The sequence below is a fragment of the Aliirhizobium sp. YIM B11859 genome, from assembly GCF_057163345.1.
This window is the reverse complement of sequence record NZ_JBXHAY010000004.1, coordinates 25,407-40,521: the sequence shown is the minus strand read 5'-3', so window position 1 is coordinate 40,521 and position 15,115 is coordinate 25,407. Positions and strand designations below refer to the sequence as shown.

Sequence of the window (15,115 nt, the reverse complement as noted above, 5' to 3'; positions counted from 1 at the left end):
TGTCCGCAAGCTAGGTGCCAATCGGAGCACAGTCGATAATTGAAAGGCCGAGATCGTTTATCGATCGTCCAATATAAGGGCGATCCGCTTTCGGACCTGATCCGTCTCCTTCGGCCAAAAACGACCCTCTGGGCGCGCATCGACGCTCATGGGCAATGGGGTGTAAGCTTCTGTCAGCGCGACGATCTGTTGTTCTGCTGGGTCGAAAGCGGGGATTGTCATCTGCTGCGGCCCGGCGCCGAGCCCATGACGCTGAGACAGCATGATTTCGCCTTCGTGCGGACATCCACGCCCTTCACGCTTGCCTCCGATCCCGGCGCGGAACCGGTCGGCAGTGACGAGATCATCGCCGCGACCGGGCTTTCGGCAATGACCATTGGCGATGGCACGGGCGCGACACCCACGGTTCTCCGCGGCGGCCGGTTCGTCTTCGATACGGCCAACGAGGCGCTGGTGACGACACTTCTGCCGCAGGTCGTCCGGCTGAATTCGGCCGATCCGCGATCCTCCGGGCATTTGAAGGCGCTGCTGACGATGAACGAAGAGGAAAGCAGGTCTCAGGCATTCGGCAGCCAGCTTTTCGTCGCACGCTTGATGGAACTGATCCTGCTCGAAGCACTACGGCAGGTGACGATCGATATGGACGCGCAGCGGACCGGCCTGCTTGCCGGTCTGGCAGACCCGAAGATTGCGCCGGCACTCACGTCCATTCACGCCGATCCGTTGCACCCATGGACGGTGACGGCCCTGGCGCGGCTGTGCGGCCTGTCACGATCGAGCTTTGCCCATCGGTTTGGCAGCATCATGGGAATCGGTGCGATCGAATATCTTCAAGAGTGGAGGATAGCGCTGGCAAAGGATGCGCTGCGATCGAGCAACCTGACGATTGGCGAGGTCGGCCTGCAGGTCGGCTTCCAGTCCCCAAGCGCCTTCAGCACCGCATTCACCCGGATCGTCGGTTGCTCTCCGAAACGGTTCCGCGACGGCGGCAGGCCTCAAATGCGAGCGCCCCAATAGGCCCGTCAGTCCTGCAGGTGCAGGGCATAACGGGTATGCCGCCGTTCTCCGGTGCGGGTCAGGGCGCCGATCTCGACGAGGTGCTGCAAATCGCGTGTCGCGGTTGCCCGCGATGTGGCGGTGATGGAAATATAGTTCTCCGCGCTCAGGCCACCCTTGAAGCCGGTAATGCCCTCGCGAAAAATGCGGGCGATGACCTTTTCCTGGCGCTCGTTAAACCGGCCGCGAAACCGATCGTGGAATTTCGTCTTGCGGATGAAGAAACCGATGCGTTCGATGGTCGCCTGCTGGGCATCGAGAACGGTCTGCGAAAAATAGGCGATCCAGCCGTTGATATCGAGTTGCCGCTGGTGGCGCTCCAGTTCCGAATAATAGGATTTCCGGTCGCGCTCGATGGTGAAGGCGAGCGAGATCAGGCTCGGCTGCCCGATATTCTGCGCCAGCGACTTTTCCGCCAAGGCACGCCCCAGCCTGCCATTGCCATCTTCGAAAGGATGGATGCTTTCGAAATAGAGATGGCCGATGGCGGCACGGGTAAGTGCTGCGATCGGCCCCTGCCCGCCCGGCGCCGAACCGTTGAACCAGTCGATGAAACGCGCCATTTCCGGCGCGACCTTCAAGGATGGCGGCGCTTCGAAATGGATCACCGGTTTGTCCAGCCGGCCCGAGACGATCTGCATCGCGTCATCGTGGCGGCGATAGGCGCCGATCGTTTCGATATAACGGTTTCCAGCCATGAGCATCGAATGCCATTGGAAAAGTTGCTGTTGATCGAGCGCGCCGGACCAGTTGCGATAGACATCCGCCATCATCTCGGCGATGCCGCGCTCCTGCGGGCGGACCGGACGATCATCGCTGTTGAGGCCGAATTGCCGGCGCAGCGACGACTGGACGCTTGCCCGGTCGAGAAACTCGCCTTCGATCTGCGAGGTCTTGACCGCCTCGTCGCTGAGCAGTTCGATCCGCAGCTGGCTGCTGTCATCCTCGCTGAAATGTCGGACCGCGCCGATCACCTCACCCGACGACTGGAGAAATTTTTGCTCCAGCGGCGCGATGGCTTCGCTGTCATAGGTGAAATTCGGCCAGTCTGGATGCTGCCAGTTCCACGGCATGAGGCATAGGCTCCTTTTCTATAACTCACAAATGCGCGATTTTGTGAGTTATTGCAAGTCGCGCTATGGCTCATCAGAACGGAAAACGGCCGGCCGCAAGCGACCAGCCGTTTATCGATATGCTGCGACCGAGGGGCCTTGGCCCCTTCGCCGATGATTACTTCTTGATGGCTTCGACGTCGATGTCGAGCGCGACATTCGGGCCGAGACCGAAAGCTGTCATCTTGGAGATGCCGAAATCGACGGCGTTAAAGGAACCGGTGGCGGAGAAGCCGGTCTTGATCGTGTTCTTGTCCCACGGCAGCGGCGCTTCTGCACCCCAGGTGACAGTCAGCGTGATCGGCTTGGACGTGCCAAGCAGGGTGAGATCGCCGGTGACCTTGGCGGTCTTGTCGCCGGTCTTTTCGATCGACGTGCTCTTGAAGGTGACCTGTGGGAATTCCTCTGCATTGAGGAAGTCGGGGCTCTTCAGGTCGTGGTCGCGCTGTTCGTTATTGGTGTCGAGGCTTGCCGTGTCGAGGGTGATCTCGACGCTGCTCTTGGTAACGTCGGCCTTGTCGAAGGAGATCGTGCCGGCAACCGTCTTGAAGGCGCCATGGGCATTGGACCAGCCGCCGTGGTTGGTCTTGAAGCCAACCCAGGCGTGGGTCGGGTCGATCGCATAGCTGTCGGCGGCGAAGACGGAACCGGTCATCAGCAGGCCGGCAAAGGCAGTGGCGAGAGCGAGACGTTTCATGGTTTCTCCTTTGGAATTTGGCTAAGGGGGCGATGTTGTCCGCAACAGCGGATGGATGAGAATGAAGGGCTGAAATGCAGTGCGGACGTATCCGGCGCCGTCAGAGGAAGGCGACGAGAATGGCGATGATGGCGGGAAGTCCCGACAGGATGCCGAAGACGAGCGGCTGGGCGAAGCGCGGCAGGGCGGCAAAACGCCCGCCAATCCTGCAAAACACGAGGAAGACGGCGACCGGCAGAACCGAAAGCACCAGTGCCGCCGGCTTGGCATTGGGGGTGAACAAGACCGTCATCGCCACGCCGATGGCGGCCGTCCAGATGAAAGACAGGGCGGCAAAACCCTGAAGCGCGAAGGCATCGTCATTGCCGCGCAGATAGGCGATGTAGCGGATAAGCAGCCAGCCGCCGAACAATGCGGCCAGCGCGCCGTTCATCTGCGCCATGCCGATGTAACCGCCGGTGACGGCGGCAAGCGCCGTGCCGATGGCGGTGGCAAGCAACGCCGCGGGAAGCGGAGCGCCGGCCGGCCGGTTTGCCCGGCGGCTGACGACAGCGATCATTTCGACCGCAAGAATGACGAGGACGATGACAAGCGTCGTCACCTTTGTTGGATTGGCCATGATCACGTTGCGTCCCAGCCACCAAGCCGGGATGGCCAGCGACACGATGCTGACGATGGCGGTAATCCAGCGTGTCAGCGACTGACGCAGCAACACCGCCAGAACCGCCGCAACCACGCCGCCGGCAAACAGCAGGACTGGCAGTTTCTGCTTGGCGGCAATCGGCGGAAAGGGCGGCACACCTTCGATCGTGATATTGGCGATCGCGGCAGCAATCGGGATCAGCAGCGCGGTCAGCACCAGTGCCCGCGACGTACCACCCTTGCCGGCAAGCGCGATGACGATGCCGAAAACGAGTGGCAGAAGGACGGTGGTGAGAAAGATCTGGGTCAACATGGTCTGCAAAAATCCTGGATGGTCACCAAACGGAAGCGCTGCGCCAAACAGGCGGCGAAGCGCCGTCTTCAGCCTTTCGTGGAGGCCAGCAGGTCGTCAAAGTTAAGAGCCGGGCCGACCGGTACGATGCCGGCCGGGTTGAGGCTGGCGATCGAATAATAACCGTGCTTGATATGATCGATGCTGACGGTTTCAGCGACGCCCGGCACGGAGAGGATGCGGCGCAGATAGGCCGACAGGTTGGGGTAATCGGCGATCCGGCGCAGGTTGCACTTGAACAGGCCGTGATAGGCCGCATCGAAACGCACCAGCGTGACGAAGAGGCGGATATCGGCCTCCGTCAGACGTTCGCCAGCCAGATAGGTTTTGCCCTCAAGCCGCGCTTCCAGCTCGTCGAGCATCGAAAACACGTCGGCAAAGGCTTCCTCATAGGCGACCTGGGTGGTGGCGAAACCGGCGCGGTAGACGCCGTTGTTGAGGCGCGGATAGATCCGCTCGTTGAGCCCGTCGATCTCCTCGCGCAGATGTTCGGGATAAAGATCGACGCCGTCGTCGGCCAAGGCGCCAAAACCGCTGTTGAGCATGCGCAGGATATCGGCCGATTCGTTGTTGACGATCGTGCTGGTCCTTTTGTCCCACAGAACCGGCACCGTGGCGCGGCCGGTGATATGCGGATCGACCTTCGTGTAGATCTCATGCATGTAATGGGCGCCGTTGACGACGTCTTCGCTCGCTCCGGGATAGGTGCCGAAACGCCAGCCCTGTTTGGTCAGCTGCGGTTCGACGACCGACACCGAGATCACCTCATCGAGCTTCTTGATCTTGCGGCCGATCAGCGTGCGCGAGGCCCAGGGGCAGATCAGCGCGACATAGAGATGATAACGGTCCTTTTCCGCCGCAAAACCGCCCGTCCCTGTCGGACCGGCCGAACCATCCGAGGTGATCCAGTTGCGGAAACTCGAGGTCTGGCGCACGAAACCGCCCTTGGCATCCTTTGCCTGGACCGGCTGCCAGTCCTCTGTCCACTTGCCATCTACGAGCACGCTGCTCTCCACTCGGATCGTCGTTGAAGCGCCTGGACGAAAAGACAGGTGTCGATCGTCGGGTGCGATGAACGGCACTGTGCATCCTGCCGCCGGATGTGATAATCCGGCATCCGATGAATACAGCTCACACCGTGAGAGTGAGGTAACCATGCTGGATCGCGTTGCGGGACTGGAAGTTTTCGCCAAGATTGCCTCGGTCGGCAGCCTTTCGGGCGCGGCGCGGGCGCTCGGCATGTCGCAGACCATGGCGACCAAACATATGGCCGCCCTTGAGGATCGGCTGGGTGTCAAGCTCTTGCACCGGACGACCCGCAAGGTGACGCTGAGCGAAGCCGGCCGCCGTTATCTCGAAAGTGTGGAGCGGATCCTCGCCGAATTCGCCGAGGCCAATGCGGTCGCCGCGGCCGAGCGGATGGAGGTGACCGGCACGCTGCGGGTCAATGCGCCGGTCTCCTTCGGGGTGCGCGAACTCGTTCCGCTGATCGCCGGGCTTTCCAACCTGCATCCGGCGCTTACCGTCGAACTGGGGCTCAGCGATCGCACCGTCGATCTTGTCGAAGAGGGCTGGGACATCGCCATCCGCATCGGAAAGATCGAGGACGAGACGCTGATGGCGCGAAAGCTCGCCCGCTGCCGGCTGCTGGTCGCCGCAGCACCCACCTATCTCGAAAACCATCCTGCACCGAAGACTGTCGCGGACCTGTCGGCGCATAATTGCCTCGGTTACACGCTCTCAACCTCGGTCGGGCCAAATCGCTGGCGGTTCGGTTCTGATGGCGCGATCATCATGCCGATCTCGGGGAATTTCCACGCCAATAACGGCGATGCGCTGGTGGCGGCGGCGGTCGCCGGGCACGGCATCGTCTATCAGCCGACCTTCCTGATCGGCGACGAAATCCGCGCCGGACGGCTCGTCACGCTGCAGCTCGATCATCCGCCGACCGAACTGCCGGGCGTCTTTGTCGTCTACGCCGCCAACCGCCGCCCGCCGGCCAAGGTGAGGGCCTTCATCGATTTCCTGGTGGCCGGCTTCGGCTCCGAGCCCCGTTGGGACCGGGGCCTTGCGGATGTTTTACCGGCGCCCTGAAATCCGGTTGACGGCAAGAAAAGTTCGAAGGAATTGATGGCGATGGGCCTCCGATACCCCGAATAACACAAACTCACGATCTGTCAGTCTTGCCCTCATTGCCGCCAACCCGATTTGCATGGGCGTTTGAGCGGCTATTTGCGTCAAACGAAACACAATGTCGGATCCCAAGAATCCGCAATCTCGGCTCATCAGACGTTGAGTTGATGAGGTTGGCTTTCGGAAACATACTCGGGCGGACGATTGTGGGGGATCCAGGCTGCCCGACCACTGCGCCCGAGCGCGCAATCAAACGAGATCGATATCTTCGTAACTGCCATGCAGCGCCCAGTCTCCGGCACTAAACCGGTCGCGAGCGAAATTATGCTGGTGCCAGTAGGGATAGATATAGGCTACCCGACTGACCCTATTGAGCCTTTCAAGCTCTTCTGCGTCCAGCTTGAGGTCGACGGCTGCAATGTTGTCGCGGAAATGCTTTTCCGTCAGCCCGCCAACGACAAGCGAGCTGATCGCCGGTCGTGTCAACGTCCAGGCGAGTGAAACCTGCGCTGCCGTGACATTGCGGGCCGCGGCTATATCGTCAAGAACATCGATGATTGCCCAGAGTTTTTCCTGATCCCGGATCGGTGGTTCGGACCAGCCCGCAGCCTGCCGTGACCCCTCCGGAATACGGTTTCTACCGAATGCACCGGATAGAAGACCGGCGGCGAGAGGGCTCCAGACCATCACACCAAGCCCCTGATCGACCGAAATCGGCAGGAGTTCGTATTCGGCCTCGCGCGCCTCCAGAGTGTAATGGATCTGTTGCGTGACGAACCGCGGCAGATGCCGCTGGTCGGAAACAGCAAGCGCCTTCATCAAATGCCAGCCGGAATAGTTCGAGCAACCGATATAGCGGATCTTGCCAGCCTGAACGAGGCTGTCGAGCGCCGACAGCATCTCTTCCACTGGCGTCACGCCATCCCATTCATGCATGTGATAGATATCGATATGGTCCGTCTGCAGCCGCTTCAGGCTCCGCTCACATTCGCGGATCAGATGGAAGCGCGACACACCCTCGTCATTCGGTCCGTTGCCGATCCGCATACGCGCCTTGGACGAGATCAGTGTGCGGTCGCGCCGACCTTTCAGTGCTTCACCGAGAATTTCCTCGGAGCGTCCGAGCGAATACATGTTTGCCGTATCGAACAGGTTCACGCCGCCATCGATACAGACATCGATCAGCCGCCGGGCATCATCGACGCCCTGATCAGCAACCCGGGCAAACGCCCCGACCCCACCGAAGGAAAAGGTTCCCATCGAAATCGCCGAGACCTTCAGCCCGGACTTTCCCAGAACGCGATATTCCATCGTCTCCTCCCAATAAGACTGTTGAAAAATCCATGCCCACGAGCCTCCACCCGTGGGCCGAAAGACCGTTATTCCGCCGGCTGCCTCCTTGCCGCACGCAGTCGCTGCTGCACCGGCGCCGATTGCGCAGCATCCTGACCGTCGCTGGCCCGCAATACCAGATCCGCCCCCACCAGCATCTTCACCGAAGGTTGGCTTTCGGCAGCGTTGATGAGATCGTCGAGGATCGTCACCGCGAGATAACCGATCTTACGCTTGGAGACCTCGATCGTTGTCAGCGACGGCTCGGTCGTGGCACTTTGCGGCAAGTTGTCGAAGCCGATGATCGAAACATCGGCAGGAACCCGGACGCCGAATTCCTTCAGCGCCTTCATGAACCCATAGGCGATGATGTCGTTGGTGCAGAAATAACAGTCGGCAAGATCCAGCCCACCTTCCATCAAGACACGAGTATCTTCATATGCGCCGTCATGGGTCGATTCGATCGACAAAACATCGCTTTCGCGCACCTTGAGGCCAAGCCGTGCCATGTTCTTGAAAAACGCATCCTGCCTCAGCCGGAAATTCGTCGTGTCGACGTGACTGGCGACGAAACCGATCCGTTCGAAGCCGTGGCTGCGAAAACGTGACAGCACTTTATAGACGGCATCCTCATTGTTCATGTCGACGAAATTGGCATCGACGACATCGTAGAACGTATCGATGAAAACGGTCGGAAAGCCGATGCCCTGGATAAGCCTTATGTCATCCTCAGTAAGCTCGGTTCCGAGTGCGATCACCCCGCTGATCGGCGCGCCGGCAAGCGATTCCGCTACCGTACTGATCGGTTGTCCTTCGAAACTGACAACTTCCAGCGTGTAGTTCCGCCGGGTCGCTTCTGCCGACATTCCGTCGATGTAGTCCGAAATGAAAACGCTGTGATCGCGATTTACGGTGTGACCATGTTTGGAAATCTTGAGGAAACGCAGCGTCTCGCCGCTACCTTCATTGCCGCCTTTGAGATTGCGCGGGACATAATTGAGCCGAGCAACCGCTTCCAGCACCCGGGCACGAGTCACGCCCGAAATATCGCCCTTGCCGTTCAGCACCAGAGAGACGGTCGCCGGCGAAACGCCGGCAGCGTCCGCAATATCCCGAATTGTCAGTCTCTTCGTCGGCTTCATGCGCTTTAGGGACCCCTAAATCGGTTCAAACGTTGAAATCTGTTTAGTAAACACTCCAACTGCATACTTGACGGTTATGACAATTCAAAGCGCCGTGCAACGGCAAAAATTGACGAAAAAACCACTTGCTAAGCGAAAAATGCTTTGGTAGCCATTTAGTAAAGCTCGCGCTTGTTTACTAAACATGGGAGGAGACCATGCATAAAACCGGCGAGCAGCTGGTCATGCTTGTCGTGATCAACTGCGTTCTGCTCGCAGTGGGTGCCGCAATTTCGGGCGGTACGTTTCTTTCTGTGTTCAATCTTCAGTCCATGGCGAGCCAGGTCCCGGAGATCGGCCTGCTGGCAATCGGCGTGACATTGGCCATGTGTGCCGGCAATGGCGGCATCGACCTGTCCGGCATTGCGCTTGCCAACCTTTCCGGCGTCCTGTCCGCGGTCGTCGTGTCCTCCTTCCTGTCGAGCACCAACAGCGAAACGGCCTTCAGCCTGGCATTCATAGCCATGACTGTCGGCGTCGGCCTTGTCGGCGGAATGATCAACGGCCTGCTGATCTCGAAGCTCAACATCACGCCGATCCTCTGCACGCTCGGCACGCAGATGGCATTCATGGGGCTTGCGGTGGTGGTGTCCGGCGGCAGGGCGACGACTGTCGGCAGCCCGGATCTGTTGTCGCGCATCGGCAACGACATGTTCCTGGGCATGCCGATCAGCTTCCTGATCTTCGCCGTTGTCGCAGCCGTGATTGCAGCCGTGCTGAAATTCACCCCTTACGGGCTCTGGCTGATGCTGATGGGTACCAATCCGAAGGCTGCCGTTTATGCCGGCTTCCCGCGCACGGGCATCATCGTCGGAACCTATGCGCTCAGCGGCATGCTGTCCGGCACCGCCGGAATGATCATCGCTGCCCGCAACGTCAACGTGAAGTTCGACTATGGCAGTTCCTATCTGCTGATCGCGATCCTGATCGTGGTCATGGCCGGGGTAAAGCCGGAAGGTGGTTACGGTCGGATCGTCTGTGTTGTGCTGAGCGCCATCGCTCTGCAGCTGATGTCGAGCCTCCTGAATTTCGGCGGCCTGTCCAACTTCGTGCGTGATTTCGCCTGGGGCCTGCTGCTGCTCACCTTCCTGGCCGTTGGTCGCTACGACGTCGTTGGCTTCCTGATGCCTTTCAAAGGACACCCAAAATCTTCGGCGCCCGGCCCTCAGGCACCGAAGCCAAACAACTGAGGGATCTCGTGGAGGAGAAAATGAAAGCAGTATCGAAACATCTTCTGATCGGCGGCGTCGCAGTCGCTGCCCTTCTCTCTGGCACAGCCGGCACGTTGATGGCCCAGCAGAAGCCGGTCATCGCGACTGTCGTCAAGATCAGCGGCATTCCGTGGTTCGACCGCATGAACACCGGTGTCGAGGCCTACCAGAAGGCCAACCCGGATGTCGTTGCCACCCAGAGCGGCCCGGCAACCGCCGATGCGGCCCAGCAGCTGCAGATCATCCAGGATCTGATCGCCAAGGGCGTCAACGCTCTGGCCGTCGTTCCGATGGATCCGGCCGTCATCGAGGGCACGCTGAAGCGCGCCATGGATCGCGGCATCGTCGTCGTCACCCATGAGGCCGACAACCAGAAGAACACCCAGGCCGACGTCGAGGCTTTCGACAACAGTGATTACGGCACGGCTCTCAACGTTCGTCTTTCCGAATGCATGGGCAACAAGGGCAAGTGGACGACCTTCGTGGGTTCCCTCGGTAGCCGCACTCATATCCAGTGGGTCACGGCCGGCGAAGAAAACGCCAAGAAACATCCGGACATGCAGCTCGTCGATCCGAACAACGAATCCTTCGACGATGCCAACGGCACCTATGAAAAGGCCAAGGAAATCCTGCGCAAGCATCCCGACATCAAGGGTTTCCAGACATCCGCCGGGAACGACGTTCTGGGCGTCGGCCGCGCCATCGACGAAGCCGGCCTTTCGGGCAAGGTGTGCCTGGTCGGCACCGGCCTGCCGAACCCGTCGGCCGACCTGCTCGAATCCGGCGCAATCACCGCGATCGGCTTCTGGGATCCGCAAAAGGCCGGCATGGCGATGAATGCCGTTGCCAAGCTTCTGCTCGAGAAGAAGGAAGTCAAGGAAGGTACCGACCTTGGCGTACCGGGCTATGAAAAAGTCAGCGTCAAGAAGGGTGCCGGCGACGGCCTGCTGATCATCGGCAATGGCATGGTTCTCGCTGACAAGGCGACCTACAAGGAACACCTGTTCTAATCCTCCAGACAATACCGGCCGGCGCGATCCACGTGCCGGCCGGACCAGGCGCGCCCTCAGCGGCGATGCGCAATGAAAGAGGACTTTCCATTGTCGGCGACTTCCAACACCCAACAGACATCGGGCCGGTTTCTGGAACTTCGCAATATCCAGAAATGGTTCGGCGGAGTGCATGCGTTGCGCGGCATCGACCTGACGCTCGATCTCGGCCAGGCCTATCACCTGCTCGGTGAAAACGGCTGCGGCAAAAGCACGGTCATCAAGATCATGTCCGGCGCAATCCCGCCAAGTGCCGGCGAGATCATTCTGGAGGGCGAAACCCATTCGAGGATGACGCCGATCCGGTCGCTGAGCGCCGGGATCGAGACCGTCTATCAGGACCTTTCGCTGCTGCCCAACCTGACGGTGGCGGAAAATGTTGCGCTGAACGAACAACTGGTGTCCGGCCAAGGCCGGCTCGGTCGTTTCTTCGATCGCAAGCGGCTGAAGGAAACTGCCGAAAAGGCGCTGACGACCGTCGGCTTGCCGAACAACCGCACATTTCTCAACACGATCGTGTCCGATCTGCCGCTGGCGGCACGCCAGCTGGTGGCGATCGCCCGCGCCATAGCCACGCGCGCCAAGCTGGTGATCATGGACGAGCCCACCACCTCGCTCACCCGCCGCGAGGTCGATAATCTCATTCGCGTCGTCGACAGGTTGCGGCAGGAAAACGTCGCCGTGCTGTTCGTCACCCACAAGCTGGACGAATGTTATCGCATCGGCGGCAATGCAGTCGTGTTCCGCGACGGTCAATGCGTTGCCCAGGGGCCGATCGAAAACTACACGAAGACACAGATTGCCGAACTCATGACCGGCCGGACGATCGATTCCGCTCGTTATCGCACGGCAAAACCCATGAATGGCGAACTCTTTTCCGTCAAAGGCCTGAGTGCCGCCGGCGTTGAACGGCTGGATTTCAGCCTGCGCAAGGGCGAGATCCTCGGCATTACCGGTCTGGCGGATTCCGGCAGAAACGAACTGGCGATGGCGATCACCGGCGTGGCGCCGGCACGATCCGGCACGCTCACATTGGATGGCAGGCAGGTGACGATCCGCCGGCCCGCGGATGCGATCGATCACGGCATCGGTTACGTGCCGGAGGACCGGTTAGCGGAAGGGCTTTTCCTCGACAAGTCCATCCTCGAAAACGAGATCGCGCTGATCCTGACGCGGCTCAGCAACCGTTTCGGCGTCATCGACAAGAAAGCCGGGCGCGAGACCGCCGCCAGGCTATCGGAAGAAATGCGCCTCAACACCAAGGATCTCGATCTGCCGGTCGGTGCTCTTTCAGGCGGCAACCAGCAGCGCGTATTGATCGGCCGCTGGCTCAGCATCGAACCGAAGCTGCTTGTGCTGCATGGCCCGACCGTCGGCGTGGATGTCGGCTCCAAGGATACGATCTACCGGGCCATACAGGCGCTTGCCGAACGGGGTATCGGGCTGATCATTGTCAGCGACGACCTTCCCGAACTGCTGCAGAACGCCGACCGCATTCTGGTGATGAACGGCGGCAAGGTGGTTGCCGAATTCGACGCGGAAAAGGCGACCGAGGACCAGCTTTATCACGCCATGCTGATGTCCAAGCTGGAGACGACACAATGAATAGTTCGCGACTGGAAGAACTGCAGCAAAGCCAGACCGAGCGCCAGCCCTTCAGCATCGGGGAACTGATACGTCGGCGGCCGGAAACGATAACCGCCACATTGCTTGTCGCGATCTGCATCATCGTGGCGATCGCCAATCCGGCCTTCCTGCAGCCGTCGACTTTGGTCGATATCGGCCGCGCCAGCGTGGTGATGGGGCTGTTTGCGCTTGGCGTCCTCGTCATTCTCGCGGCCGGTGGCATCGACGTGTCATTCACCGCGATCGCGGCCTTCACCATGTATTCGCTGACCGTGCTGGTGCAGAACTATCTGCCCGGCCTGCCGATTGCCGTGATCCTGTTGATCGCGACGGTTGGCGGGGCGCTGCTCGGCGTCATCAACGGCCTGCTCGTGCATCATCTCAAGGTGCCGTCGCTGATCGTCACGATCGGCACGCAATATCTGTTCCGCGGCTTTCTTCTATCATTTATCGGCACGGTCTGGATCATGTCGCTGCCGCCGCAGATGGGCGCCTTCGGTCGCCTTCCGCTTCTGCAGTTCGAATCCGCCAATGGCGCAACGATTACCCTGCCCTTCTATTTCCTGGTTCTGCCGATCGCCGCCTTCGTTACCTGGCTGATCCTCAACCGCACCTTGATGGGCCGCGCGATCTTTGCCATGGGCGGCAATGCCAATATTGCCAGCCGGCTGGGTTACGATCTGAAGAAACTGCACATCTTCATCTTCGGTTATGCCGGCGCACTCGCGGGGCTTGCCGGTATCATCCATGTCTGCGCCAACCGCCAGGCCAATCCCTTCGATCTGGTCGGCACCGAGATCAACGTCATCGCCGCGGTCGTGCTCGGCGGCGCCAAGATCACCGGTGGCACCGGCACGGTGCTCGGCACCATTCTCGGCGTGCTTCTGATCGTCGTCATCAACAGCGTGCTCGTGCTGGTCGGTATTCCCAGCACTTGGCAGCGGCTCGTGGTTGGCATCTTCATCCTGCTGGCAGCAGCGTTCTTCGTGACGCGCCAGCGCAAGAAATAAGCTTTTCCGGAGGAACCCATGAAAAAATTTCTGAACGATCCCGTAAACTTCGTCGATGAGATGCTCGAGGGCATCTACCGCGCCCATCCGGACGTGACATATACGGCAGACGACAAGCGCTGCATGGTCACCTCCAGACCGAAGACCGGCAAGGTCGGCATCGCGACCGGCGGCGGCTCCGGCCATCTGCCGCTTTTCCTCGGTTATGTCGGTGACGGCATGCTGGACGGCGCAGCCGTCGGCGGCGTCTTCCAGTCGCCAAGCTCAGAACAGATGTATCAGGTCACCAAGGCGATCGATCAGGGCGCTGGCGTTCTCTACATCTACGGCAATTACAGCGGCGACATCATCAACTTCGACATGGCCGCCGAACTTGCCGATCTCGACGGCATCCAGGTCAAGCAATGCGTCGGCAATGACGACGTCGCCTCGTCCAAGGTCGGCGAGGAACACAAGCGCCGCGGCGTGGCAGGTATCTATTTCGTCTACAAGGCGGCAGGGGCCGCAGCCGCCGAGGGCCTGTCTCTCGACGAAGTTCACCGGCTGGCCGAAAAGGCGCGTCTGCGTACCCGCACCATGGGCGTTGCGCTTTCGAGTTGCGTGGTGCCTGAAATCGGCCATGCGACCTTCTCGATCGGTGACGACGAGATGGAGATCGGCATGGGCATTCATGGCGAACCGGGCATCAGCCGCAAGACGCTCGGCACCGCAGATGCCGTCATCGACGAGATGATGGAACGCATCTTTGCCGAGCAGGACTACAAGTCCGGCGATGAGGTCGCAGTCCTGATGAACGGCCTCGGCGGCACGCCGCTGGAAGAGCTCTACATCCTTTTCCGCCGCGTCGCGCAGTTGCTCGAAGGGCGGGGGGTCAAGGCCAAGCATGTGTGGGTCGGCGAATTCGCCACGTCGATGGAGATGGCGGGCGCATCCGTCTCGATCCTGCATCTCGATGCGGAACTGGACCGCCTCGTCGCGGCACCGGCCCACACCCCCTTCTTCAAACATTTCTCAGCCTGAGGACCATGATCATGGACGCCATTACAGCTGCCGATCTGATCCGCCTGTTCGATGCCTGGAAGCAGCTTTTTGCCGAACAGCGCGAATTCCTGATCGCTCTCGACGGCAAGGTCGGCGATAGCGATCTCGGCATCACCATGGCCAAATCCTTCGCTGCAGCGGCCGAAGCCGTTGCAGCCGAAGGCGAGGCTGCTGGCATCGCCAAGCTTCTGCGCACCGCCGGCGCCATCATGGCGCGGACGGCACCTTCCACCATGGGCACCCTGACCGCAACGGGCTTCCTGCGCGCCAGCAAGGCGGTGGACACCGCGACTGCTCTCGGCACTGCCGAAATGGCCCTGTTCTGGGTGGCGTATCGTGACGGGATCGCGGAACGCGGCAAGGCAAAGGTCGGCGACAAGACAATCGTCGACGTTCTCGATCCCGTCGCGCGCACGCTAGAAGAACAGGCTGCAGCCAACGCCCCTCTTCCTACGGCTCTCGCGGCGGCGGCAACGTCTGCCGAAGAGGCGCTCGAAAGAACCAAGACCCTGGTCGCCCAGCACGGCAAGGCTGCAGCTTTCCAGGAAAAGACGGTTGGCCTACAGGATGCCGGAGCAACGGTCGGTACACTGCTTATCAGAAAGCTCAGTGATTTTGTGGCAGCCTGAAACGGACGGCCCGACTTGACGGAGCCCGCCGGGAGCACGGCAGG

At 60.5% G+C, this 15,115-nt stretch carries 14 protein-coding genes; 8 read left to right on the top strand and 6 right to left on the bottom strand.

What is annotated here, in order from left to right; translation table 11 throughout:
- Window positions 1-39 precede the first annotated feature (39 nt).
- Window positions 40-1,017 (top strand): AraC family transcriptional regulator, encoded by a 978-nt coding sequence (locus AC2GXZ_RS16655; RefSeq protein ID WP_483760306.1) that lies wholly within the window; start codon window positions 40-42, stop codon window positions 1,015-1,017.
- A gap of 5 nt (window positions 1,018-1,022) precedes the next feature.
- Here the strand turns inward: AC2GXZ_RS16655 and AC2GXZ_RS16650 are convergent, their stop codons facing one another.
- From AC2GXZ_RS16650 to AC2GXZ_RS16635, 4 genes are all read right to left on the bottom strand, one after another.
- Window positions 1,023-2,129, bottom strand: coding sequence for a Fic family protein (locus tag AC2GXZ_RS16650; protein ID WP_483760305.1), 1,107 nt, complete (start codon window positions 2,127-2,129; stop codon window positions 1,023-1,025).
- Window positions 2,130-2,286: 157 nt separating this feature from the next.
- The gene (locus tag AC2GXZ_RS16645; protein ID WP_483760304.1) at window positions 2,287-2,865 is read right to left on the bottom strand and encodes a YceI family protein; all 579 of its coding nucleotides are present in this window, start codon (window positions 2,863-2,865) and stop codon (window positions 2,287-2,289) included.
- A 100-nt stretch (window positions 2,866-2,965) separates the two neighbouring features.
- The gene (locus AC2GXZ_RS16640) at window positions 2,966-3,820 is read right to left on the bottom strand and encodes a hypothetical protein (RefSeq protein WP_483760303.1); all 855 of its coding nucleotides are present in this window, start codon (window positions 3,818-3,820) and stop codon (window positions 2,966-2,968) included.
- Window positions 3,821-3,888: 68 nt separating this feature from the next.
- Window positions 3,889-4,863 (bottom strand): glutathione S-transferase family protein, encoded by a 975-nt coding sequence (locus AC2GXZ_RS16635; RefSeq protein ID WP_483760302.1) that lies wholly within the window; start codon window positions 4,861-4,863, stop codon window positions 3,889-3,891.
- Between the two features lie 151 nt (window positions 4,864-5,014).
- Here AC2GXZ_RS16635 and AC2GXZ_RS16630 point away from each other — a divergent pair, with 151 nt between their 5' ends.
- Window positions 5,015-5,953: a LysR family transcriptional regulator gene (locus AC2GXZ_RS16630; protein ID WP_483760301.1), complete on the top strand. Its 939-nt coding sequence runs from the start codon at window positions 5,015-5,017 to the stop codon at window positions 5,951-5,953.
- A 288-nt stretch (window positions 5,954-6,241) separates the two neighbouring features.
- Here AC2GXZ_RS16630 and AC2GXZ_RS16625 read toward each other — a convergent pair whose 3' ends face one another.
- A complete protein-coding gene (locus AC2GXZ_RS16625; RefSeq protein ID WP_483760300.1) occupies window positions 6,242-7,303 on the bottom strand; it encodes an aldo/keto reductase in 1,062 nt (353 codons plus the stop codon).
- A 68-nt stretch (window positions 7,304-7,371) separates the two neighbouring features.
- Window positions 7,372-8,466, bottom strand: coding sequence for a LacI family DNA-binding transcriptional regulator (locus AC2GXZ_RS16620; protein WP_483760299.1), 1,095 nt, complete (start codon window positions 8,464-8,466; stop codon window positions 7,372-7,374).
- A 197-nt stretch (window positions 8,467-8,663) separates the two neighbouring features.
- On the opposite strand from AC2GXZ_RS16620, the gene AC2GXZ_RS16615 reads away from it, so the two are divergent.
- The 6 genes from AC2GXZ_RS16615 to AC2GXZ_RS16590 all read left to right on the top strand — a co-directional run bounded on the left by AC2GXZ_RS16615 (window position 8,664) and on the right by AC2GXZ_RS16590 (window position 15,071).
- Window positions 8,664-9,695, top strand: a complete 1,032-nt coding sequence (locus tag AC2GXZ_RS16615) for an ABC transporter permease (RefSeq protein ID WP_483760298.1) — start codon at window positions 8,664-8,666, stop codon at window positions 9,693-9,695.
- 20 nt (window positions 9,696-9,715) lie between these two features.
- Complete coding sequence (locus tag AC2GXZ_RS16610) at window positions 9,716-10,726, top strand: substrate-binding domain-containing protein (protein WP_483760297.1); 1,011 nt, start codon at window positions 9,716-9,718, stop codon at window positions 10,724-10,726.
- A 90-nt stretch (window positions 10,727-10,816) separates the two neighbouring features.
- The gene (locus AC2GXZ_RS16605; RefSeq protein WP_483760296.1) at window positions 10,817-12,370 is read left to right on the top strand and encodes a sugar ABC transporter ATP-binding protein; all 1,554 of its coding nucleotides are present in this window, start codon (window positions 10,817-10,819) and stop codon (window positions 12,368-12,370) included.
- Complete coding sequence (locus tag AC2GXZ_RS16600; RefSeq protein ID WP_483760295.1) at window positions 12,367-13,401, top strand: ABC transporter permease; 1,035 nt, start codon at window positions 12,367-12,369, stop codon at window positions 13,399-13,401. The genes AC2GXZ_RS16605 and AC2GXZ_RS16600 overlap by 4 nt, the downstream gene beginning before the upstream one ends.
- Before the next feature lie 18 nt (window positions 13,402-13,419).
- Window positions 13,420-14,421 carry a dihydroxyacetone kinase subunit DhaK gene (locus tag AC2GXZ_RS16595; protein ID WP_483760294.1) on the top strand — a complete coding sequence of 334 codons (1,002 nt, stop codon included), beginning with the start codon at window positions 13,420-13,422 and terminating at the stop codon, window positions 14,419-14,421.
- Window positions 14,422-14,432: 11 nt separating this feature from the next.
- Window positions 14,433-15,071, top strand: a complete 639-nt coding sequence (locus AC2GXZ_RS16590) for a dihydroxyacetone kinase family protein (protein ID WP_483760293.1) — start codon at window positions 14,433-14,435, stop codon at window positions 15,069-15,071.
- Window positions 15,072-15,115 lie beyond the last annotated feature (44 nt).

Bases quoted from the DNA above. Each gene is read 5' to 3' on its own strand.
- AC2GXZ_RS16650 (WP_483760305.1), bottom strand. From the start codon at position 2,129: ATGCCGTGGAACTGGCAGCATCCAGACTGGCCGAATTTCACCTATGAC.
- AC2GXZ_RS16645 (WP_483760304.1), bottom strand. From the start codon at position 2,865: ATGAAACGTCTCGCTCTCGCCACTGCCTTTGCCGGCCTGCTGATGACC.
- AC2GXZ_RS16640 (WP_483760303.1), bottom strand. From the start codon at position 3,820: ATGTTGACCCAGATCTTTCTCACCACCGTCCTTCTGCCACTCGTTTTC.
- AC2GXZ_RS16630 (WP_483760301.1), top strand. From the start codon at position 5,015: ATGCTGGATCGCGTTGCGGGACTGGAAGTTTTCGCCAAGATTGCCTCG.
- AC2GXZ_RS16625 (WP_483760300.1), bottom strand. From the start codon at position 7,303: ATGGAATATCGCGTTCTGGGAAAGTCCGGGCTGAAGGTCTCGGCGATT.
- AC2GXZ_RS16620 (WP_483760299.1), bottom strand. From the start codon at position 8,466: ATGAAGCCGACGAAGAGACTGACAATTCGGGATATTGCGGACGCTGCC.
- AC2GXZ_RS16615 (WP_483760298.1), top strand. From the start codon at position 8,664: ATGCATAAAACCGGCGAGCAGCTGGTCATGCTTGTCGTGATCAACTGC.
- AC2GXZ_RS16610 (WP_483760297.1), top strand. From the start codon at position 9,716: ATGAAAGCAGTATCGAAACATCTTCTGATCGGCGGCGTCGCAGTCGCT.
- AC2GXZ_RS16600 (WP_483760295.1), top strand. From the start codon at position 12,367: ATGAATAGTTCGCGACTGGAAGAACTGCAGCAAAGCCAGACCGAGCGC.
- AC2GXZ_RS16595 (WP_483760294.1), top strand. From the start codon at position 13,420: ATGAAAAAATTTCTGAACGATCCCGTAAACTTCGTCGATGAGATGCTC.
- AC2GXZ_RS16590 (WP_483760293.1), top strand. From the start codon at position 14,433: ATGGACGCCATTACAGCTGCCGATCTGATCCGCCTGTTCGATGCCTGG.